Origin of the sequence: Pseudomonas sp. Irchel s3f10, assembly GCF_900187515.1 — a bacterium.
Classification (GTDB): Bacteria; Pseudomonadota; Gammaproteobacteria; order Pseudomonadales; family Pseudomonadaceae; genus Aquipseudomonas; species Aquipseudomonas tensinigenes.
The window spans coordinates 75493-94856 of record NZ_FYDZ01000004.1; the positions used below are offsets into that span (position 1 = coordinate 75493).

Consider the following 19364-nt stretch of genomic DNA (forward strand, 5'->3'; position numbering starts at 1 on the left):
TCAGGGCGCGGTCTAGGCTATGCCTACTTCCTGGAGATTACTTGTGTCCCTGTATCGTTTGAGTCTTGCCTGTTTGTTGGTATTTGCCGGCAACGTCAGCGCCCGCGAATACACCTACAGCGATGCACACCTGCATTACGTGGATTTTTTCCAGGAAAGCGCAGGCATGGCGAAATTGCTGACAGCCATGCAGGACAATTCCATCGAGCATGTGATGATTTCCGGCATTCCGGTCGCGAAGAAGTGGCATGAGGACGAACCCAAGCGCCCGCGCTATTACGCCGGGGATGACGCCGATGCTTACTGGTATAGCGCGACTGATGTGATTGTCGCCGACGCCGTGCAAAAACTGAGCGCAGAACAACGCCCGTACTTTCATCCGTTTCTTTCCGGATTCAACCCGAACGACAAGAACTCCGCCGCGCACATCCAGCGCATGCTCGATCTGTACCCAGGGCTGTGGCAGGGCATCGGCGAGGTGTTCACCCGCCATGACGACCTCACAGCGCTGACGTCCGGCGATACGCCGCGTGCCAACAACGAAGCCATGACCAAGATCTACCATCTGGCCGCCGAGAATGATCTGCCGGTGATGCTGCATTCCAACATCACTTCCAAGCGTGAGAGAAATCCGCTGTACCTGAAGGAAATCGAAGAACCGCTGCGTAATCACCCGCACACGCGATTTATCTGGGCGCACGCCGGCACCAGCGCTGAAATCCATCGGCATCAGATGCAACTGACATTCCTGTTGCCCACGCTGACGCGCATGCTTGAGGCGTATCCCAACCTGTTTATTGATCTGTCATGGAGCATGCTCACGCCGTATCTGCTGGACGAGCAGGGAAAACCGCGAGCGGAATGGCTGGCGTTGGTCGAGAAATACCCCGAACGCTTCATGCTTGGCTCCGATGTGGTAGGGCGTTTCAATAAGCTCGGTCAGGAAATGCACAGCTTCAAGCCGTTCCTTGATGCCCTGCCGGAGAACATTGCGCAAAAGGTCGCGAGAGATAACTTCCTGGCTATCTTGCCGCGAACGGTGCTCAAGTCCGGCAAAAGCACGCTGAATCGTTAATGCCGACAGTTCGAAGGATCAAGGCCTCTTGATATCGCCTTTTCGTCTTACGCAATTTTTCGCCGGGCCGATACCTTCTAAAGCAACCAGCTGCAGGGTTGATGCAGCGCTTTTGGAAGGAACCAGAGCAATGAGTATCCGTAGTCTCAATATTGCCCCGCGCGCCGGCCTCGGTTTTGGCTTGTTGGCGCTGATGGTATTTGCCCTTGGGGCGTTCGCTTTATTGCAAATGTCGAACATGCGCGCGCAGTCCGACGAGGTTGATAACAACTGGCTGCCGAGCGTGATGGCGGTCGGTGAGATGAGTCAGGACATGCTGCGCCTGCGCGCGCTGACCATGCGCCTGTTGCTCAATCGCGATCCGCAGGCGCTCGAGCAGAACGTTGCCAAACTCAATGAATTACGCGGTGTGCTCAGTGAAGCGCAGCAGCGTTATGACGTGCTGATCGTGCTGCCCGAGGAGCGCAAGCTGTTCGACCGCTTCAAGGTCGCCGAGCACCAGTACCTGGAGTTTCAGGCGCAGGTCATGCAGTTGTCGGCGCAGAATCGGGTCGAGGAGGCCGCGACCATTCTCAACGGTCAGATGACTCCCTTGGCCGATGAAATTGCAGTGCTTTTGCGCGAACTGGTTGAGCTGAATAAACACAATGCCAATCTCGCCACCGAAGCAGCGCGGCTGGTGTTTACCAGTTCGCGGGTGTGGGTCGGGGTGATGATCGGCGTTACCGCGCTGATCACCATTGGCCTGGCCCTGCTGCTGACGCGCAGCATCGTGCTGCCGCTGGCGCAATCGCTGGGTGTCGCCGAGGTGGTGGCCGGTGGTGATCTGACTGGCGATATCAGCATCAGTGGCAAGGACGAGCCGGCGCGACTGCTGCAGGCACTCAAGAGCATGCAACACAACCTGCGCGACACGATTCGGCAAATCTCCGAGTCCTCCAGCCAGTTGGCCTCGGCGTCGGAGGAGCTGAGTTGCGTCACGGAAGACGCTACGCGCGGGTTGCATCAGCAGAGTCTGGAGATCGAACAGGCGGCCACGGCGGTCAATCAGATGACGGCTGCGGTGGAGGAGGTGGCGAGCAATGCGGTGGCCACCTCCGAGGCTTCTCGTGAATCCGATCGCATAGCCCAGCATGGCCGCGAGCAGGTGCATCAAACGGTGTTGTCCATCGAATCGCTTGCCGATGATGTGACGGCCAATGCGAGTCAGGTGGAAGATCTGGCGCAGAAGGTCTACAGCATCAGCAAAGTGCTGGATGTGATTCGTTCGATTGCCGAGCAGACCAATCTGCTCGCCTTGAATGCTGCGATTGAGGCTGCTCGCGCCGGTGATGCCGGGCGTGGATTTGCGGTTGTAGCGGATGAGGTGCGGGCGTTGGCCCATCGCACACAGCAGTCGACCCAGGAAATCGAGCAGATGATCGGCGGGATTCAGCAGGGCACCGATTCGGCGGTCAGTTCGATGCAGCAGAGTAATGTGCGGGCGCGTTCGACGCTGGAGTTGGCCAAGGCGGCCGGGACTGCATTGGAAGAGATCGCCTCGGCGTTCACGCTGATCAACGAGCGCAATCTGGTGATCGCGAGTGCTTCAGAGGAGCAGGCGGCGGTGGCGCGGGAGGTGGATCGCAACCTGATGAACATTCGTGATCTGGCGATGCAGACCTCGGCGGGGGCCAATCAGACCAGTGCGGCGAGTCAGGAGTTGTCGCGGTTGGCGGTGGATTTGAACAGCATGGTGGCCAAATTCTCGGTTTGAGTTTTGCCTTCAAAAGCCCCTCACCCTAGCCCTCTCCCAAAGGGAGAGGGGACTGACCGTGGGAGATTGGCGAGTTACACCGACCTGATCTTGCTTTGGTGAATCCATAATCGACTCGATTTTTAGGTCGATGTATGGCGCCAGACTCTCTGTCGGCTCCCTTTCCCATTGGAAAAGGGGACTGACCGTGGGGGATTAAAGAGTTACGCCGACCTGAGTGTTCTTTGGTGAATCCATAATCGACTCGATCTTGCAGGTCGATACATAGCGTCATACATCTCGGTCAGCTCCCTCTCCCTGGGGAGAGGGCTGGGGTGAGGGGCGAGCCTGGCACAAATCTCCAATCCAGCAGGCAAAAAAAAGCCCCGCATTTCGCGAGGCTCTTTGGTATAGCGGTGGATCAGCTGCCTTTAACGGTTTTACCGTTGACCGTGCCGTCCTGGAGCATGATGTTGTACTCCTTGCCGTCGGTTTCAACCTGTTGCAGGCGAACCAGCAGGTAATCCCAATCCTTGGCGAACCAGAGGACGGTGATGCGCTTGCTTTGTGTCGGGTCGCGTACGCGCTCGACCTTGATCGCATCGATCTTGCCAGCCTTGGTTTCGACTTTTTCCGGACCCAGTACGCGGAAGTCATAGGTATCGACTTCGCCGTCATCGACTACTTGATAACTCATGGTCTTTTTGCCAGCAGCCACATCATGTTGCAGTGCCAACTGATAGGTGGACTTGTCGACCATGCCACGGTTCAGCGGGATTTTCACCGCGTCGCCACGGTCGGTGCCGGTGACCATTTTGCTGTTCCAGTCGAAATCCAGATCAGCCTTTTTCGCTTTGCCCAGGCCACCACGTTCGAAGTGGTAGGACTGCGGCAGCAGCGTGTCCTTGTCGAGGGTCAGGGTGCTTTCTTCAGTCAGGCTGGCGATCATCATCGAGGCCTTGAAGCTGAGCTTCCAGACGCCGTTGGCTTCCTTGACCAGACTGCGCTCGGCGGTGCCGCTCATGGGCAGCTGCTTCCAGTCGGCGGTGTAGCTGGCGGAGAACGGTTGAAGTTCCGCTGCCTGCGCGAAGGGCAGGGCGAGCAGAGCGCAAGCGAAGAGCAGGGCGCGACGCATAATATCTCCTAGTTTCGAATCAAGTGGCCGCTGGCCGCGAGTAACTGGCCATCCAGTAATGCACCGTGTTCACCGAGTGCCAGCCTGCCTTCGGCAAACCAGCGTACTGCCATCGGGTAGATCAGGTGCTCCTGAACGTGGACTCGCTGCGCGAGACTCTGCGGCGTGTCGTGCAACTCTACCGGTAATACTGCCTGTACGACCAGTGGTCCGCCATCGAGTTCCTCGGTGACGAAGTGCACGGAGCAGCCGTGCTCAGTGTCGCCGGCCTCGAGCGCGCGCTGATGAGTGTGTAACCCTTTGTATTTGGGCAGCAGCGACGGGTGGATGTTGAGCAGGCGACCCTGGTAGTGGCGAACGAAATCAGCGCTGAGAATGCGCATGAAACCGGCCAGCACCACAAGTTTCGGATTGAATTCGTCGATCAGTTCGATCAGAGCAGCATCGAAGGCCTCGCGACCTTCGAATGCCTTGTGATCCAGCGAGCGGGTGGCGATACCCGCGTCACTGGCGCGTTGCAGGCCGTAGGCGTCGGCGCGATTGGAAATCACTGCAGCGATGCGGACCGGGCTGTCGCCGGTCCGCGTGCTGTCGATCAGAGCCTGCAAGTTACTGCCGGTGCCGGACAACAGCACCACGACATCACAGGTTGCGGACATTAATGAGCCTTAAGGTTCTGCAGATCAACCTGAGCAGCGCCTTCGGCAGCGGCAGCGATCTGACCGATGACCCAAGGCTGTTCGCCGGCGTCACGCAGGGTGTTCAGCGCAACTTCAACGTGTTCCTGAGCCACGCAGATAACCATGCCAACGCCGCAGTTCAGCACGCGGTGCATCTCGGTTTCGTCAACGTTGCCTTTCTCTTGCAGCCAGTCGAACACGGCAGGGCGAGTCCAGCTAGCCACGTCAACCACCGCTTGAGCGCCTTTTGGCAGAACGCGCGGGATGTTGTCGAGCAGGCCACCACCGGTGATGTGGGCCATGGCTTTGACGGCACCGGTGTCTTTGATCAGCTTGAGCAGCGGCTTCACGTAGATGCGGGTCGGGGCCATCAGCAGGTCGGTCAGCGGTTTGCCGTCAAGCTGGATGTTTTCGATGTCGGCACCGGAAACTTCGATGATCTTGCGGATCAGCGAGTAGCCGTTGGAGTGCGGGCCGGACGATGGCAGCGCGATCAGCGCATCACCGGTGGCGACTTTCGAGCCGTCGATGATTTCAGCCTTTTCCACGACGCCGACGCAGAAGCCGGCCAGGTCGTAGTCTTCGCCTTCGTACATGCCAGGCATTTCAGCGGTTTCGCCGCCAACCAGCGAGCAACCCGACAGTTCGCAGCCAGCGCCGATGCCGGTGACCACTTGGGCAGCGGTGTCGACATTGAGTTTGCCGGTGGCGTAGTAGTCGAGGAAGAACAGTGGCTCAGCGCCGCAAACGACGAGGTCGTTCACGCACATGGCAACCAGGTCGATACCGATGCTGTCGTGCTTGTTCAGGTTCAGCGCCAGGCGCAGCTTGGTGCCGACGCCGTCGGTGCCGGAAACCAGTACTGGCTGCTTGTAGCCGGCCGGGATTTCGCAGAGGGCGCCGAAACCGCCCAGGCCGCCCATGACTTCCGGGCGCGCAGTGCGCTTGGCGACGCTCTTGATGCGTTCGACCAATGCTTCACCGGCGTCGATGTCTACACCGGCGTCCTTGTAGCTCAGGGAGGGTTGCTTGCTCATGATCCAGGCCTTTAGGGGAGGGGATTCAGGGGTAACGACCGAGTTCAGCGGGAACTTCGAAATCGACGGGGCGATGGCCTCACGCGAGTTTCGAGGTGCCCGGCTGTTGCCGGTCTGCGAAGGCGCGCGATTTTATCAGGCTTGAGGGGCAGCGGCCATCCTCGCACCGACGGGCAGGGCCATATCCACGGAAATTTTTTGCAATTGAGGCGAATGAACGCCTGTATAAGGTGGGGCAATTAACCGTCTATCGTTACCACTGTGCAAAAACTTACCGCTGTCGTGTGAATGTTTGGTGCTGGCAGATTGTCACAGCCTTGCTCAACCGATTCACGCGGCCTGTTCCAGCCGCTCCTGTCGACGGGAATTCTCCATGCGTTTGTGTAAATTGTTGTTTGTGGGCTGTTTGTCTCTGATCAGCCTGGCGAGTCACGCCGAAAACCTCAAAGGCCTTTATCAAGTGCGCGAGCCGGTCAACGGTCAGGCGCCGGAAGAACGTGATCGCGCCACGCAGGCGGCACTGGATACGTTGGTGCTGCGTTTGACCGGCGATACGAAAGCTGCGCAAAACCCGGGGCTGGCGGCGATTCGCAAGGATCCGCAGCAGATCATCAGTCAATTCGGTTTCGATGCCGGGCCGCCGGAGGTGCTGAAGGTCGATTTCGATCCGGCGACCACCGAGCAGGCGCTGCGACGTGCCGGGTTGTCGGTGTGGGGCGCCAGTCGCCCGTCGATTCTGAGCTGGTGGCTGAATGATTCGGCTGAGGGCTCGAGTCTGGTCGGCGACGGTCAGTCAGCTGCTGCGCCGTTACGTCGGGCTGCGCAACATCGCGGCTTGCCATTGCGTCTGCCGTTGGCAGACCTGAGCGAGCAATTGGTTGCCACGGCGCCAGCGCTGGAAGGCACGGATCCGGCACCGTTGCGCGGCGCTTCCGAACGTTACAACGCTGACGCCCTGCTGGCGGTGCATGCCCGTGAAGAAGGCGGGCAGTGGCAAGCCAAGTGGCACTTGTGGCTGGGCGATCAGAAAGAGGCGGGCAGCGTGCAGGGCGCCGATCAGGCTGCTGTCGCTGACGCAGTGATGTTGGCGGTGGCTGAGCGTCTGGCGCCACGTTTTGTCGCAAAGCCCGGCGCCTCGGGGCAGCAAACCCTGGAAGTGCAGGGTATGAATCTGGAGCATTACGCGGCGCTGTTGCGGTTACTCGAACCGTTTGGCGTGCGTCTGCAAAGTGTTGACGGTGATCGCATCGTCTATCGGGTCAATGGCAGCGCCGATCAGATGCGTGCGCAGTTGTCGCTGGCGAAGTTGCAGGAACTGCCGGCCGAGGCGCCGGCGCAGGTTTCAGCGCCACAGCCTGCGGTTGCAGGTGCAGCCCCGGTCGCGGCTCCGGCCCCGACACCGGCAGCACCATCGTTGCGGTTTCGCTGGTAAGTCTTTCCTTATATATAAGCAACAGGAGTGGTACATGGCCGATACGCGGCGTTGGTTCTGGCTCGGTGGGGTTGTCCTGCTTTGCGCGTTTGTATGGTTGCTGCACCCGATCCTTACGCCGTTTCTGGTAGCACTGCTGCTGGCCTATCTGTTCGATCCGTTAGTGGATCGCCTGGAACGGCTTGGTTTGTCGCGTACTTGGGGCGTGATCGCGGTGTTTGCTTTGTTCACCCTGATCGTCACGGCGCTGATGCTGGTGCTGGTGCCGATGCTCGCCAAGCAGTTGCTGCGACTGTACGAACTGGCACCGCAGATGCTCGATTGGCTGCAGCACACGGCAGTGCCGTGGGCACAGTCGAAGCTGGGACTGTCGGACGGTTTCTGGAAGTTCGACAAGGTCAAGGCAGCCATTAGCGAGCACATGGGTCAGACCACTGACATTGTCGGCGTGGTACTGAGTCAGGCGACGGCTTCGAGTCTGGCGCTGATTGGCTGGCTGGCCAATCTGGTGCTGATCCCGGTGGTAAGTTTTTACCTGCTGCGCGACTGGGATGTGATGATGGCCAAGATCCGCAGCCTGCTGCCGCGTGATCGGGAAGAGACCATCGTCTCGCTGGCCGGTGAATGTCATGAGGTACTGGGCGCTTTTGTTCGCGGTCAGTTGCTGGTGATGGTGGCGCTGGGCGTGATCTACGCAGCGGGCCTGATGATTGTCGGGCTGGAGCTGGGGCTGTTGATCGGCCTTATTGCGGGGCTGGCGGCGATCGTGCCTTACATGGGCTTCGTGATCGGTATTGGCGCTGCGCTTATTGCCGGGTTGTTTCAGTTCGGTGGCGATCTGTATCCGATGGTCGGGATCGTCGCGGTGTTCATAGTCGGTCAGGCGCTGGAAGGCATGGTGCTGACGCCTTTGCTGGTGGGCGATCGTATCGGTCTGCATCCGGTGGCGGTGATTTTCGCGATTCTGGCCGGCGGCGAACTGTTCGGTTTCACCGGCGTGCTGCTGGCATTGCCGGTGGCGGCGGTGATCATGGTGCTGGTGCGCCATGTGCACGACTTGTACAAGGACTCCGACATCTATAGTGGCGTTGACGATCCGCAGTTGTAATGGCACAGGGGCGGCCCGGCGAATAGCCGGGTTGGCCCGTGTCCTGCAGGCGCTGGCGCCAAAGAATCTGTCATAAAACCAGCGTGTTAACGCAAACCTTTGATTTTGCTTGGACTCTGTCGCATTGTGCGCTCAGCTTCACGGGTATAAACTTCGCAAACTTTACACAGAGGCCACTAACGGTTCCTTGAGAACTGTTCAGTCAGCATGAAACCGATTCAGCTGCCCCTAGGTGTGCGTCTGCGTGACGACGCCACCTTCATCAACTACTACCCAGGCGCCAATGCCGCTGCACTCGGCTATGTCGAGCGTCTATGCGAAGCCGACGCCGGCTGGACAGAAAGCCTGATCTACCTGTGGGGCAAACACGGCGTAGGGCGTACGCATCTGTTGCAGGCAGCGTGTCTGCGTTTTGAGCAAATGGGTGAGCCGGCGGTGTACTTGCCGTTGGCCGAGTTGATGGATCGCGGTGTCGAAATCCTCGACAACCTTGAACAGTACGAACTGGTTTGCCTGGACGACTTGCAGGTGATCGCCGGCAAGGCTGACTGGGAAGAGGCGATGTTTCATCTGTTCAACCGTCTGCGTGACAGCGGTCGGCGTCTGCTGATCGCCGCTTCCACTTCTCCGCGTGAACTGCCGGTCAAACTGGCTGACTTGAAATCGCGCCTGACCCTGGCGCTGATTTTCCAGATGCGTCCGCTCTCCGACGAAGACAAATTGCGTGCCTTGCAGTTGCGCGCATCGCGTCGCGGTCTGCACCTGACCGATGAAGTCGGGCATTTTATTTTGACTCGCGGCACCCGCAGCATGAGTGCGCTATTCGACTTGCTTGAACAGCTCGATCAGGCTTCGTTGCAGGCTCAGCGCAAGCTGACCATTCCCTTCCTGAAAGAAACGCTAGGCTGGTAACGGCGCGGCTTTCAGCGTGTCTCGGCATATTTCAGGCGCCAGAAAATCCGCTTTCCTGCAGGGTGTGCAGGCCGCGTATCGGTTCAAATGGGCTTAAGCGCTTAGATGTAAACGAGAAACCGAGAAGTCACAAAAAGATCGATTGAATTTGCAAATGAGGTTGATAGCGGGCATAGTCTCGGCTTCTTTACAACTATCAGCCACGGTCGTGCCCATGCTAAAGCGCTTCGCACCCCTCGTGCCTCTCGCACTCGTCACCCTGTTGTACGGTTGCGCTGCTCATTCTCCAGTTCAAGAGCAGCCTCAACAGGTTAAAAATTCTGCCACGGCTCAGTCTTCCGTTATTTACCAGGAAGAGCTGGACACCGAAAAAGAACTCAACGAATTCAATGGCAAGAAGCCTTATCAACTTCCTGTTCTGGCCGATAGCATCCTCGAACGCGGCATGTCCCTGATCGGTACCCGTTACCGTTTCGGCGGTACCTCTGAAGCCGGTTTCGATTGCAGCGGTTTCATCGGTTATCTGTTCCGCGAAGAAGCTGGCATGAATCTGCCGCGCTCGACACGCGAAATGATCAACGTCGATGCGCCGCTGGTCTCGCGCAGCAACCTTGAGCCGGGCGATCTGCTGTTCTTCGCCACCAACGGTCGTCGCGGTCGTGTCAGTCACGCCGGGATCTACCTCGGTGACAACCAGTTCATCCACTCCAGCAGTCGTCGCAGCGGCGGTGTTCGCATCGACAGCCTGGGTGACAGCTACTGGAGCAAGACTTTCATCGAAGCGAAACGCGCATTGGCCAACGCTCCGACTGTAGTTACTGCTCGCAAGTAATTCCCTCGATGTCGCTGCGTTCGCGGCGACAATCAGGCTCCCGGCAACGGAGTAGGCGTAGACTTTACAAGGTGAAGTTAAAGTCTTACTTGAAGTTTGCCGCGTAGCCGCTAGAATCCTGTATCTATATTGATGGCAAACCGCCTGCGTGCTCACGCAGGCGGTTTTCTTTTCTGTCCACCGGCAGAAAAAGCCGCAGCCAGATCAGGATGTTCTGCTTATGACGATGACGGCCCGCCTCACCTTGATCTTCTTCGCAGCGCTGCTCAGCGCCTGCGCCAGTCGTACACCGCCGCCTGCGCCGGTTGTTCGCGCGCCGGTCGTGTTCGGCCCATCCCAAGCTTTTTCACCGGCTGCTGAAGACGTGCTGTTTCGCGCGCTCGGTCTGGTCGGCACGCCTTATCGCTGGGGCGGCAACACGCCGGATTCAGGCTTTGATTGCAGTGGGCTGATCGGTTTTGTCTACCGTGATGCGGCGGGCATCTCTTTGCCGCGTTCGACGCGTGAGCTGATCGTTATGCAGGCGCCGAATGTCGGCAAGGAAGGCTTGCAGACCGGCGATCTGATCTTCTTCGCCACCAATGGCGGCTCGCAGGTCAGTCATGCGGGAATTTACGTCGGCGAAGGGCGATTCGTGCATGCGCCGGCTACCGGCGGCACGGTCAAGCTGGACAGTCTGTCGAAGGCGTATTGGCAGAAGGCTTATCTGAGTGCCAAGCGAGTGTTGCAGCCGGAGCATCTGGCGCATAACCCATAATTCAAGTTGCCCAAAATCTAATGTGTAGGAGTGAGCCTGCTCGCGATGACGGTGTCACATTCAACATCAATGTTGAATGATCGACCGCTATCGCGAGCAGGCTCACTCCTACAGTTGTTTGTGCATGGCGAAAACTATTTGCTGGCTGAGACTCGCCAAACCTTGTTGCCAACATCATCCGCCACCAGCAGACCACCCTGCTGATCGATCACCACGCCCACCGGCCGACCCAAAGCATTCTCGTCCTTGTCGAGGAAACCGGTCAGTACATCTACCGGTTTGCCGCTCGGCTTGCCGCCGGTAAACGGCACGAAAATCACTTTGTAGCCACTGTGCGGTTTGCGGTTCCATGAGCCGTGCTGGCCAATAAACGCGCCTTCCTTGAACTGCGCCGGCAACGTGTTGCCCTCGGCAAAGCTCAGGCCCAGCGAGGCGGTGTGTGGCCCGACCGCGTAATCCGGGGCAATGGCTTTGGCCACCAGCTCTGGGTTTTGCGGCGTAACGCGCACATCGACATGCTGACCGTAGTAACTGAACGGCCAGCCATAGAAACCACCGTCCTTCACGGAAGTGATGTAGTCCGGCACCAGGTCACTGCCGATTTCGTCGCGCTCATTCACCGCCGTCCACAACGCGCCACTGGTGGGTTCCCAGGCCAGACCGTTTGGGTTTCGGATGCCTGAGGCGAAAATCCGGTGATTGCCGGTCGCCCGATCGACTTCCCAGATCGCCGCGCGACCTTCTTCCTTATCCAGACCATTTTCGCCAACGTTGCTGTTCGAGCCGACCGTGACATAGAGCTTGCTGCCGTCCTTGCTGGCGATGACGTTTTTGGTCCAGTGATGATTCAGCGTGCCGCCGGGCAGATCGACAACCTTGATTGGCTGCGACTTGATCTCGGTCGCGCCCGGTTCGTAGTTAAAGCGCAGCAAGCGATCGGTATCGGCGACGTACAGATCGTTGCCGATCAGGGTCATGCCGAACGGCGAGTTGAGGTTTTGCAGAAACACCGTGCGTGTCTCGGCCACGCCATCGTGATCAGCGTCGCGCAGCAAAGTGATGCGATTCGGGCTTGGCACGCCAGCGCCGGCCTTGCCCATAACCTTCTTCATGACCCAGCCACGAATGCCGCTGCTGTCATCCGGTTTTGGCGGGGCATTGGTTTCCGCCACCAGCACATCGCCGTTGGGCAGCACGTAAAGCCAGCGCGGATGGTCGAGGCCTTCGGCGAATGCAGCGACTTGCGTGCCAGTCGCTGCCGTCGGTTTAGCGTCCTGGGGCCAGCCGATCGCCGGGGCGATGTTCACCGTCGGGATCAGGGTCTTGTTCGGTTCGGGCAGCTTCGGCGACGGGCCGGTGCCGTCGGAGACTTGCAGGCTGGAGGTCTCACCGCAGGCGGCGAGCCCTCCGGCGAAGGCGATGACAAAAACGAGCTGGGGCTTGCGCATTGCTGATCTTCCCTATGAATGCATTCCTAATCATAGAGGAGGGCGCAAGCCCGATGGTTCAACTGCTCAGCCGCGTGCTTCCTTGAACAGCATGGCGATGCCCGGGTGATAGTTGCCGGCTTCGCTGCGCAATTTGCGATAGGCGTAGGGGAAATACCAGGCGACGGCGCAGGTGTGTTCCTTTTGCAGATCGTCGACCATGTCCTGCAGCTCTTCGGGGCTGGCGCTGTGCTGGGCTTTTTGCGGAGCGACGAACAGGCAGCCGAGCTTGAGATCGCTGGCGTAGCTGATGCGTTTGGCGTCGTTGGTGATGTCGAGCAGGGCTTGGGTCAGATTGAGGTTGGTAACCTTCGGCCAGCGCTGAGTGGCCTGGATAAAGGCGCGGTCTTCGGCGCCGGCCAGAAACAGATCGGCGCGAGCGTTGCGCTCGCCTTCTTCGTTCTGCTTGCGCGTGGCAGTGTCATTCAAAGTCACCAGCTCAGCCATCCAGGCCGCCGCCGAGAGCAATCCGAGATTGGCTTTCTCGTCATGCCAGTAAGGGGTGTCGCTGTCGCCGCGCACGGCGTTGTAGCGGTCGATACAGTCAAACCAGCGTTCAAGCACCGGGCGCAGAAATTCCAGGCGCGGGTTGCTGATGATCATGCCTTGCATCGTCATCATCCTTTATTGTTGTAGTGGGCTTTTCGGGAAAAGCATGGCTCTTTGATATCATTTGTATCAGTGTGGCACAAGATTGGCGGCAGATAATTGATCGGCGGCAGTTATTCGCCCGATGGCCGCCTCTTTAATTGACGCTCCACCCCCAACCCTCTAACCTTCGCGGCTTGTTTCAGGTGCTCTGTGACCGCTGTCGACAGAGTGAAACAGGGAAGCCGGTGAGGGTTGTCTTCAAGCGAAGAACCACCACGATCCCGGCGCTGCCCCCGCAACGGTAAATGAGTGAAAACTGCGCCTTGAGCCACTGCCTCGAAAGAAGCGGGAAGGCGCGCAGTCAGGCCAACGCCGCTCATGAGCCCGGAGACCGGCCTGATCCATCCAGCGGCATCACGGTGGGCGATGCCAGGCTTTTTGCCGTCTATTCTTGTGCCTGCCCGCCGTTATCCAGCCTCAACGGAGAGCTCCCCCATGACTGATTCCCCCGAGCGCGACGAACGCCATCTGGCGCGTATGCAGCGCAAAAAAGCCGTGATCGACGAACGCATCGCCAACTCGCCCGACGAGTGCGGCCTGGTGCTGGTGCTGACCGGCAACGGCAAAGGCAAAAGCAGCTCGGCGTTCGGCATGCTCGCCCGTGCCATGGGCCACGGCATGCAGTGCGGCGTGGTGCAGTTCATCAAGGGCCGCAACAGCACCGGCGAAGAGTTGTTTTTCCGCCGCTTCCCCGAGCAGGTGCGTTTCCACGTGATGGGCGAAGGTTTCACTTGGGAAACTCAGGATCGCCAGCGTGACATCGCCGCCGCCGAGGCTGCGTGGGCAGTCTCGCGCGAACTGCTGCGCGATCCGTCGATTGGTCTGGTGGTACTCGACGAATTGAACATCGCCCTCAAGCACGGCTATCTCGATCTCGATCAGGTACTCAGCGATTTACAGGCGCGTCCGCCGATGCAGCATGTGATTGTCACTGGTCGTGCGGCCAAACCGGAAATGATCGAGATGGGCGACACGGTCACCGAAATGGGCATGCTCAAACACGCCTTCCAGGCCGGCATCAAAGCGCAGAAAGGCGTCGAACTTTGAATCAACCACGTCACTGCCCGGCGGTGCTCATCGCCGCGCCGGCTTCCGGTCAGGGCAAGACCACCGTCACCGCCGCGCTCGCCCGTTTGCATCGCAATCAGGGGCGCAAAGTGCGCGTGTTCAAATGCGGCCCGGACTTTCTCGACCCGATGATCCTCGAGCGCGCCAGCGGTGCGCCGGTGTATCAACTGGACATGTGGATGGTCGGCGAGCAGGAAAGCCGTCGCCTGTTGTGGGAGGCCGCTGCCGAGGCGGATCTGATTCTGATCGAAGGCGTGATGGGCCTGTTTGACGGCACGCCGTCGAGCGCTGATCTGGCGCGGCATTTTGGTGTGCCGGTGCTCGGTGTGATCGACGGCACGGCCATGGCGCAAACCTTTGGTGCGCTGGCACTGGGCTTGGCGAAGTATCAGCCGGATCTGCCGTTTGCCGGCGTGCTGGCCAATCGTGTCGGCACCTTGCGCCATGCGCAATTGCTGGAAGGCAGCCTTACTGAAGGTTTGCGTTGGTACGGCGCGTTGTCCCGCGAGACCGGTATCGAACTGCCGAGTCGCCATCTCGGCCTCGTACAGGCCAGTGAATTGAATGATCTGGATGTGCGCCTCGACGCCGCCGCCGATGCATTGGCCAGCAGTTGTGAGGTAGCGCTGCCACCGGCCGTGGAGTTCGCCGCGCCAGACGTCATTGCGGTAGAGCCGCTGCTGAAGAATGTGCGAATCGCCGTCGCCCGTGATGAGGCGTTTGCCTTCACTTATGGCGCGAGTCTGGATCTGCTGCGTGCGATGGGCGCTGAGTTGAGTTTCTTCTCGCCGATCCGTGATTCGCAATTACCTGAAGCGGACAGCGTGTATCTGCCCGGTGGTTATCCGGAGTTGCATCACGTCGCGTTGTCGCAGAACACCGCGATGCTTGAGGCGATTCGTGCGCATCATGCTGCGGGGAAACCGTTGCTCGCTGAGTGCGGCGGGATGCTGTATTTGCTGGATTCTTTGACTGACGTTGAAGGCACTCGCGCCGAGCTGGTCGGGCTGCTGAAGGGCGACGCGGTGATGCAGAAGCGTCTGGCGGCACTGGCCCTGCAAGCGGTCGATCTGCCGGAAGGTTCGCTGCGTGGGCACACTTATCATCATTCGCTGACGACTACCGAACTGGCGCCGATTGCACGGGGTTTGAGCCCGAATGGTGGGCGTGGGGCCGAGGCGGTTTATCGGGAAGGGCGGATGACGGCGTCGTACGTGCACTTTTATTTCCCGTCGAATCCTGCGGCTGTCGCTGCACTGTTCGCGCCGGACTTTGAGGACGCTATCGCGAGCAGGCTCACTCCTACAGTGGGCGATGTCGTGCCTGACGAAATGCAATCCCCTGTGGGAGCGAGCCTGCTCGCGAAAGGGCCATGACCGACAACGCATTCTCCGAAGCCGAGCGCCAAGCCGTCTATAAAGCCATCGCCGAACGCCGCGACATGCGCCACTTCACTGGCGGCACCGTCGCGCCGGATTTGTTACGCCGCCTGCTCGAAGCCGCCCACCAGGCCCCAAGCGTCGGCCTGATGCAGCCCTGGCGCTTCATCCGCATCAGCGACCGCAACCTGCGCGGGCAGATCCAGAACCTCGTGGAAGAAGAGCGCATCCGCACCGCCGAAGCCCTCGGCGAACGCAGTGACGAGTTCATGAAACTCAAAGTCGAAGGCATCAACGATTGCGCCGAAGTGCTGGTCGCCGCGCTGATGGATGATCGCGAAAAGCACATTTTCGGGCGCCGTACGCTGCCGGAAATGGACATGGCCTCGCTGTCCTGCGCGATCCAGAATTTGTGGCTGGCCTCGCGCGCCGAAGGTCTGGGCATGGGCTGGGTTTCACTATTCGAGCCTCAGGCACTGGCTGATCTTTTGAAGTTGCCCGAAGGCGCCAAACCTCTGGCGGTTTTATGCCTGGGCCCGGTCAAGGAATTCTATCCGGCGCCGATGCTGGTACTCGAAGGGTGGGCGCAGACGCGTCCGCTCAATGAGTTGCTGTATGAAAATTATTGGGGAGTGAGTCAATGAGTGTGGCGTTGTTGAGTGTCGCCGCGGTGGCGCTGGATGCGCTGCTCGGTGAACCGAAACGCTGGCATCCGCTGGTGGCGTTCGGCAATTTTGCCGGGCGCATCGAGCAACGTTTCAACGCCGGTGGTCGTGGCTGGCGCAGCCATGGGGTCACCGCGTGGGTGATCGCGGTGCTGCCGCTGACCTTGCTCGCCACGGCGTTTTCCTGGGCGCCGTACGTGGGCTGGGTCGTCGAGATTCTCGCGCTGTATTGCGCACTTGGCATGCGCAGCCTCGGTGAACATGTCGCGCCCGTCGCTGCTGCCCTACGCGCGGATGATCTGGACGAGGCACGCAAGCGTGTTGGTTATCTGGTCAGCCGTCAGACCGATGAACTCGACAGCACCGCTGTCGCCCGCGCCGCCACTGAGTCAGTGCTGGAAAACGGCAGCGATGCGGTGTTTGCCGCGCTGTTCTGGTTTGTCGTCGCCGGTGCGCCGGGCGTGGTCCTCTATCGCTTGAGCAACACGCTCGATGCGATGTGGGGTTATCGCAACGAACGCTTCGAACGTTTCGGTTGGGCGGCGGCGAAAATCGACGACGTGCTCAACTACATTCCTGCGCGTCTGGTGGCATTGACCTACGCGCTGCTGGGCAAAACCCGACTGGCGTTGAAGTGTTGGCGCACACAGGCGCCGAAGTGGGACAGCCCCAACGCAGGTCCCGTGATGGCGGCCGGCGCCGGTGCGCTGGGCGTGGAATTGGGTGGGCCGGCGATTTACCACGGTGAACTTCACGACCGTCCGCAGCTTGGCGAGGGTGCGGCGGCTGACGCAGATTCCATCGACCGTGGCTGGCAATTGGTCCAGCGCGGCGTATGGTTATGGCTGCTGATTCTCTGCGTGGGGGCTGAATTCTATGCTTGAGCACGGTGGCCGGCTGCGCAAGGCGGCACTCTATTACGGCATTGCCGAAGCGGATTGGCTCGACCTGTCCAGCGGCCTCGCGCCGTGGCCGTTCCCGATCCCGGAAATCCCGCTGCGCGCCTGGGCGCGTTTGCCGGAAACCGATGACGGCCTGGAGCAAGCTGCGTGCGATTACTACGGTGCCGCGCAAGTGCTGCCTGTGGCCGGTTCGCAGATGGCCATTCAGTTGCTGCCGCGTTTGCGCCGGGCCGGCAAGGTCGGCGTGTTGTCGCCGTGTTATGCCGAACACGCTGAAGCGTGGCGGCGCAGCGGCTACATCGTGCGCGAAGTGCTGGAGCAGGAAGTCGAATTCTTTCTCGACAGCCTCGACGTGCTGGTGGTGGTCAACCCGAACAACCCGACCGGCCTGAGCCTGACCCCGGCACGATTGCTCGACTGGCATGCGCGGCTCGCCCGGCGCGGTGGCTGGCTGGTGGTCGATGAAGCTTTCATGGATAACACGCCACAACTGAGTCTGGCGCCGCATGCGCATCAAGTCGGGCTGATCGTGCTGCGTTCGTTCGGCAAGTTTTTCGGTCTGGCCGGGGTGCGTCTGGGCTTTGTCCTGGCCGAGCGCAAGTTGCTCAAGCTGCTCGCCGAACAGGTCGGGCCTTGGGCGGTGAGTGGGCCGACGCGGGTGCTCGGGCAAGCGTGTCTGCAAGACACCGAAGGGCACACACGCCAACGGATTCGCAGCGATGAGGCCAGTGAGCGGCTGGCAGCGCTGCTTGAACGCTACGGCTTCAAGCCGCAGGGCGGTTGCGCGCTGTTCCAGTGGCTGATCACCGAGCATGCCGAAGCGATGCACGCATTCATGGCCCGTCGCGGCATTCTCCTGCGCATCTTTACCCACAACAGCAGTTTGCGTTTTGGCCTGCCTGCCGACGCGGCTGAAGAGGCGCGTCTCGAACAGGCTTTAATCGCTTTCGCCAAGGACCACGCATGACCACCCTGATGGTGCAGGGCACCACTTCCGACGCCGGTAAAAGCACACTGGTGACGGCGCTGTGCCGCTGGGCGACGCGTCAGGGCGTGGCGGTCGTACCGTTCAAGCCGCAGAACATGGCGCTCAACAGCGCCGTGACTGCCGACGGCGGTGAGATCGGTCGCGCGCAGGCGGTGCAGGCGCAAGCGGCGTTTCTTGAACCGCACACCGATATGAACCCGGTACTGCTCAAGCCGAACAGCGACACCGGTGCGCAAGTGATCATTCATGGTCGCGCGGTGACGTCGATGAATGCCGTGGCGTATCACGACTACAAAGCCATCGCGATGCAAGCTGTTTTGGCTTCTCACGAGCGACTCAGCGCTGCCTATCCGCTGGTGATGGTCGAAGGCGCGGGCTCGCCGGCCGAGATCAATCTGCGCGCCGGCGACATCGCCAACATGGGCTTCGCCGAAGCGGTGGATTGCCCGGTGTTGCTGATTGCCGACATCAATCGCGGCGGGGTTTTCGCGCACTTGGTTGGCACGTTGGAGTTGCTGTCGCCGAGTGAGCAGGCGCGGGTCAAAGGTTTCATCATCAACCGTTTTCGCGGTGACATCGCGTTGCTGCAACCGGGCCTCGACTGGCTGGAACAGCGCACCGGCAAACCGGTGGTGGGCGTGTTGCCCTATGTGATGGATCTGCACCTGGAGGCCGAGGACGGCATCGATCAGCGCCAGACCGACAAGGCCGAACAAGTGCTGAAAGTGGTGGTGCCGGTGTTGCCGCGCATCAGCAACCACACCGACTTCGATCCGCTGCGTCTACATCCTCAGGTCGATCTGCAATTTGTCGGCCCGGGGCAGGCGATTCCTGCTGCCGATCTGATCATCCTGCCGGGCTCGAAAAGCGTGCGCAGTGATCTGGCTTATCTGCGTGCCAATGGCTGGGATACGGCGATCTCTCGGCACTTGCGTTACGGCGGCAAACTGCTGGGGATCTGCGGCGGTCTGCAGATGCTCGGCGAGCAGGTGCATGACCCACTCGGTCTTGAAGGTGCGCCGGGCACGAGTGCCGGTTTGGGCTTGCTGGCGTTCGAAACCACACTTGAGGCCGAGAAGCAGTTGCGCAATGTGCGTGGACGGCTGGCGCTGGAAGATGCTGCAGTCAGCGGCTATGAAATTCATGCCGGCGTGACCAGCGGACCGGCGCTGGAGAATGCGGCGGTGCATCTGGATGATGGCCGTTGCGACGGCGCGCAGAGTGTTGATGGGCAGGTGTTTGGCACGTATCTGCATGGCTTGTTCGAGTCGCCGACGGCGAGTGCAGCGTTGCTGCGCTGGGCCGGGTTGAGCGATGTGCAGGCGGTGGATTATCACGCCTTGCGCGAGCGCGATATCGAGCGGTTGGCGGATCTGGTGGAGAAGCATCTGGATACCGAGCTGTTGCGTCGGCTCTGTGGGATTTGAGGTGAATTTAATGGCCTCATCGCGAGCAGGCTCACTCCTACAGGGTTATGTGTTTTACACAGAACTCAGGGTTGCTCGAGATCCCTTGTAGGAG

The 19364-nt window shown here is 60.0% G+C and carries 18 protein-coding genes and 1 riboswitch; of the genes, 13 read left to right on the top strand and 5 right to left on the bottom strand.

What is annotated here, in order from left to right:
* Positions 1–19: 19 nt before the first annotated feature.
* Positions 20–1075: an amidohydrolase family protein gene (locus CKW17_RS11765; RefSeq protein ID WP_095119949.1), complete on the top strand. Its 1056-nt coding sequence runs from the start codon at positions 20–22 to the stop codon at positions 1073–1075.
* 130 nt (positions 1076–1205) lie between these two features.
* A complete protein-coding gene (locus CKW17_RS11770; RefSeq protein WP_095119950.1) occupies positions 1206–2831 on the top strand; it encodes a methyl-accepting chemotaxis protein in 1626 nt (541 codons plus the stop codon).
* Positions 2832–3231: 400 nt separating this feature from the next.
* On the opposite strand, the gene CKW17_RS11775 is transcribed toward CKW17_RS11770, so the two are convergent.
* Genes CKW17_RS11775 through purM form a run of 3 tightly spaced genes read right to left on the bottom strand, consistent with a single transcriptional unit; the run spans position 3232 to position 5662 of the window.
* Positions 3232–3945, bottom strand: coding sequence for a DUF3108 domain-containing protein (locus CKW17_RS11775; RefSeq protein WP_095119951.1), 714 nt, complete (start codon positions 3943–3945; stop codon positions 3232–3234).
* An 8-nt stretch (positions 3946–3953) separates the two neighbouring features.
* Positions 3954–4604, bottom strand: a complete 651-nt coding sequence (purN, locus tag CKW17_RS11780; protein ID WP_095119952.1) for a phosphoribosylglycinamide formyltransferase — start codon at positions 4602–4604, stop codon at positions 3954–3956.
* Positions 4604–5662 (bottom strand): phosphoribosylformylglycinamidine cyclo-ligase, encoded by a 1059-nt coding sequence (gene purM / locus CKW17_RS11785; protein WP_077571719.1) that lies wholly within the window; start codon positions 5660–5662, stop codon positions 4604–4606. The genes purN and purM overlap by 1 nt, the downstream gene beginning before the upstream one ends.
* Before the next feature lie 373 nt (positions 5663–6035).
* Here purM and CKW17_RS11790 point away from each other — a divergent pair, with 373 nt between their 5' ends.
* From CKW17_RS11790 to CKW17_RS11810, 5 genes are all read left to right on the top strand, one after another.
* A complete protein-coding gene (locus CKW17_RS11790) occupies positions 6036–7094 on the top strand; it encodes a DUF2066 domain-containing protein (protein WP_095119953.1) in 1059 nt (352 codons plus the stop codon).
* Between the two features lie 34 nt (positions 7095–7128).
* Positions 7129–8202, top strand: coding sequence for an AI-2E family transporter (locus CKW17_RS11795; protein ID WP_095119954.1), 1074 nt, complete (start codon positions 7129–7131; stop codon positions 8200–8202).
* Positions 8203–8409: 207 nt separating this feature from the next.
* Positions 8410–9114, top strand: a complete 705-nt coding sequence (hda, locus tag CKW17_RS11800; protein WP_007919828.1) for a DnaA regulatory inactivator Hda — start codon at positions 8410–8412, stop codon at positions 9112–9114.
* A gap of 214 nt (positions 9115–9328) precedes the next feature.
* Entirely contained in the window at positions 9329–9946 is a 618-nt protein-coding gene (locus CKW17_RS11805) for a C40 family peptidase (RefSeq protein ID WP_007919826.1), read from the top strand.
* A gap of 220 nt (positions 9947–10166) precedes the next feature.
* Positions 10167–10703: a C40 family peptidase gene (locus CKW17_RS11810; protein ID WP_095050233.1), complete on the top strand. Its 537-nt coding sequence runs from the start codon at positions 10167–10169 to the stop codon at positions 10701–10703.
* 134 nt (positions 10704–10837) lie between these two features.
* Here the strand turns inward: CKW17_RS11810 and CKW17_RS11815 are convergent, their stop codons facing one another.
* The gene (locus CKW17_RS11815) at positions 10838–12151 is read right to left on the bottom strand and encodes a sorbosone dehydrogenase family protein (protein WP_095119955.1); all 1314 of its coding nucleotides are present in this window, start codon (positions 12149–12151) and stop codon (positions 10838–10840) included.
* Between the two features lie 66 nt (positions 12152–12217).
* Positions 12218–12802 (bottom strand): hypothetical protein, encoded by a 585-nt coding sequence (locus CKW17_RS11820; RefSeq protein ID WP_095119956.1) that lies wholly within the window; start codon positions 12800–12802, stop codon positions 12218–12220.
* A 163-nt stretch (positions 12803–12965) separates the two neighbouring features.
* Positions 12966–13196, top strand: a riboswitch (cobalamin riboswitch).
* A gap of 80 nt (positions 13197–13276) precedes the next feature.
* Between CKW17_RS11820 and cobO the strand changes: the two genes are divergently transcribed.
* Genes cobO through CKW17_RS11850 form a run of 6 tightly spaced genes read left to right on the top strand, consistent with a single transcriptional unit; the run spans position 13277 to position 19270 of the window.
* Positions 13277–13888: a cob(I)yrinic acid a,c-diamide adenosyltransferase gene (gene cobO, locus CKW17_RS11825; protein ID WP_003223053.1), complete on the top strand. Its 612-nt coding sequence runs from the start codon at positions 13277–13279 to the stop codon at positions 13886–13888.
* Positions 13885–15285, top strand: coding sequence for a cobyrinate a,c-diamide synthase (locus CKW17_RS11830; protein ID WP_095119957.1), 1401 nt, complete (start codon positions 13885–13887; stop codon positions 15283–15285). The genes cobO and CKW17_RS11830 overlap by 4 nt, the downstream gene beginning before the upstream one ends.
* Positions 15282–15932 carry a 5,6-dimethylbenzimidazole synthase gene (bluB, locus tag CKW17_RS11835; protein WP_095119958.1) on the top strand — a complete coding sequence of 217 codons (651 nt, stop codon included), beginning with the start codon at positions 15282–15284 and terminating at the stop codon, positions 15930–15932. The genes CKW17_RS11830 and bluB overlap by 4 nt, the downstream gene beginning before the upstream one ends.
* Complete coding sequence (gene cbiB, locus CKW17_RS11840) at positions 15929–16837, top strand: adenosylcobinamide-phosphate synthase CbiB (protein ID WP_064117343.1); 909 nt, start codon at positions 15929–15931, stop codon at positions 16835–16837. The genes bluB and cbiB overlap by 4 nt, the downstream gene beginning before the upstream one ends.
* Positions 16830–17822, top strand: coding sequence for a threonine-phosphate decarboxylase CobD (gene cobD, locus CKW17_RS11845; protein ID WP_095119959.1), 993 nt, complete (start codon positions 16830–16832; stop codon positions 17820–17822). The genes cbiB and cobD overlap by 8 nt, the downstream gene beginning before the upstream one ends.
* The gene (locus CKW17_RS11850; protein ID WP_095119960.1) at positions 17819–19270 is read left to right on the top strand and encodes a cobyric acid synthase; all 1452 of its coding nucleotides are present in this window, start codon (positions 17819–17821) and stop codon (positions 19268–19270) included. Before cobD ends, CKW17_RS11850 begins: the two co-directional genes overlap by 4 nt.
* The last annotated feature ends 94 nt before the right edge of the window (positions 19271–19364 follow it).

Coding starts and splice junctions, on each gene's coding strand:
- CKW17_RS11765 (WP_095119949.1), top strand. CDS start 20: ATGCCTACTTCCTGGAGATTACTTGTGTCCCTGTATCGTTTGAGTCTT.
- CKW17_RS11770 (WP_095119950.1), top strand. CDS start 1,206: ATGAGTATCCGTAGTCTCAATATTGCCCCGCGCGCCGGCCTCGGTTTT.
- CKW17_RS11775 (WP_095119951.1), bottom strand. CDS start 3,945: ATGCGTCGCGCCCTGCTCTTCGCTTGCGCTCTGCTCGCCCTGCCCTTC.
- purN (WP_095119952.1), bottom strand. CDS start 4,604: ATGTCCGCAACCTGTGATGTCGTGGTGCTGTTGTCCGGCACCGGCAGT.
- purM (WP_077571719.1), bottom strand. CDS start 5,662: ATGAGCAAGCAACCCTCCCTGAGCTACAAGGACGCCGGTGTAGACATC.
- CKW17_RS11790 (WP_095119953.1), top strand. CDS start 6,036: ATGCGTTTGTGTAAATTGTTGTTTGTGGGCTGTTTGTCTCTGATCAGC.
- CKW17_RS11795 (WP_095119954.1), top strand. CDS start 7,129: ATGGCCGATACGCGGCGTTGGTTCTGGCTCGGTGGGGTTGTCCTGCTT.
- hda (WP_007919828.1), top strand. CDS start 8,410: ATGAAACCGATTCAGCTGCCCCTAGGTGTGCGTCTGCGTGACGACGCC.
- CKW17_RS11805 (WP_007919826.1), top strand. CDS start 9,329: ATGCTAAAGCGCTTCGCACCCCTCGTGCCTCTCGCACTCGTCACCCTG.
- CKW17_RS11810 (WP_095050233.1), top strand. CDS start 10,167: ATGACGATGACGGCCCGCCTCACCTTGATCTTCTTCGCAGCGCTGCTC.
- CKW17_RS11815 (WP_095119955.1), bottom strand. CDS start 12,151: ATGCGCAAGCCCCAGCTCGTTTTTGTCATCGCCTTCGCCGGAGGGCTC.
- CKW17_RS11820 (WP_095119956.1), bottom strand. CDS start 12,802: ATGCAAGGCATGATCATCAGCAACCCGCGCCTGGAATTTCTGCGCCCG.
- cobO (WP_003223053.1), top strand. CDS start 13,277: ATGACTGATTCCCCCGAGCGCGACGAACGCCATCTGGCGCGTATGCAG.
- bluB (WP_095119958.1), top strand. CDS start 15,282: ATGACCGACAACGCATTCTCCGAAGCCGAGCGCCAAGCCGTCTATAAA.
- cbiB (WP_064117343.1), top strand. CDS start 15,929: ATGAGTGTGGCGTTGTTGAGTGTCGCCGCGGTGGCGCTGGATGCGCTG.
- cobD (WP_095119959.1), top strand. CDS start 16,830: ATGCTTGAGCACGGTGGCCGGCTGCGCAAGGCGGCACTCTATTACGGC.
- CKW17_RS11850 (WP_095119960.1), top strand. CDS start 17,819: ATGACCACCCTGATGGTGCAGGGCACCACTTCCGACGCCGGTAAAAGC.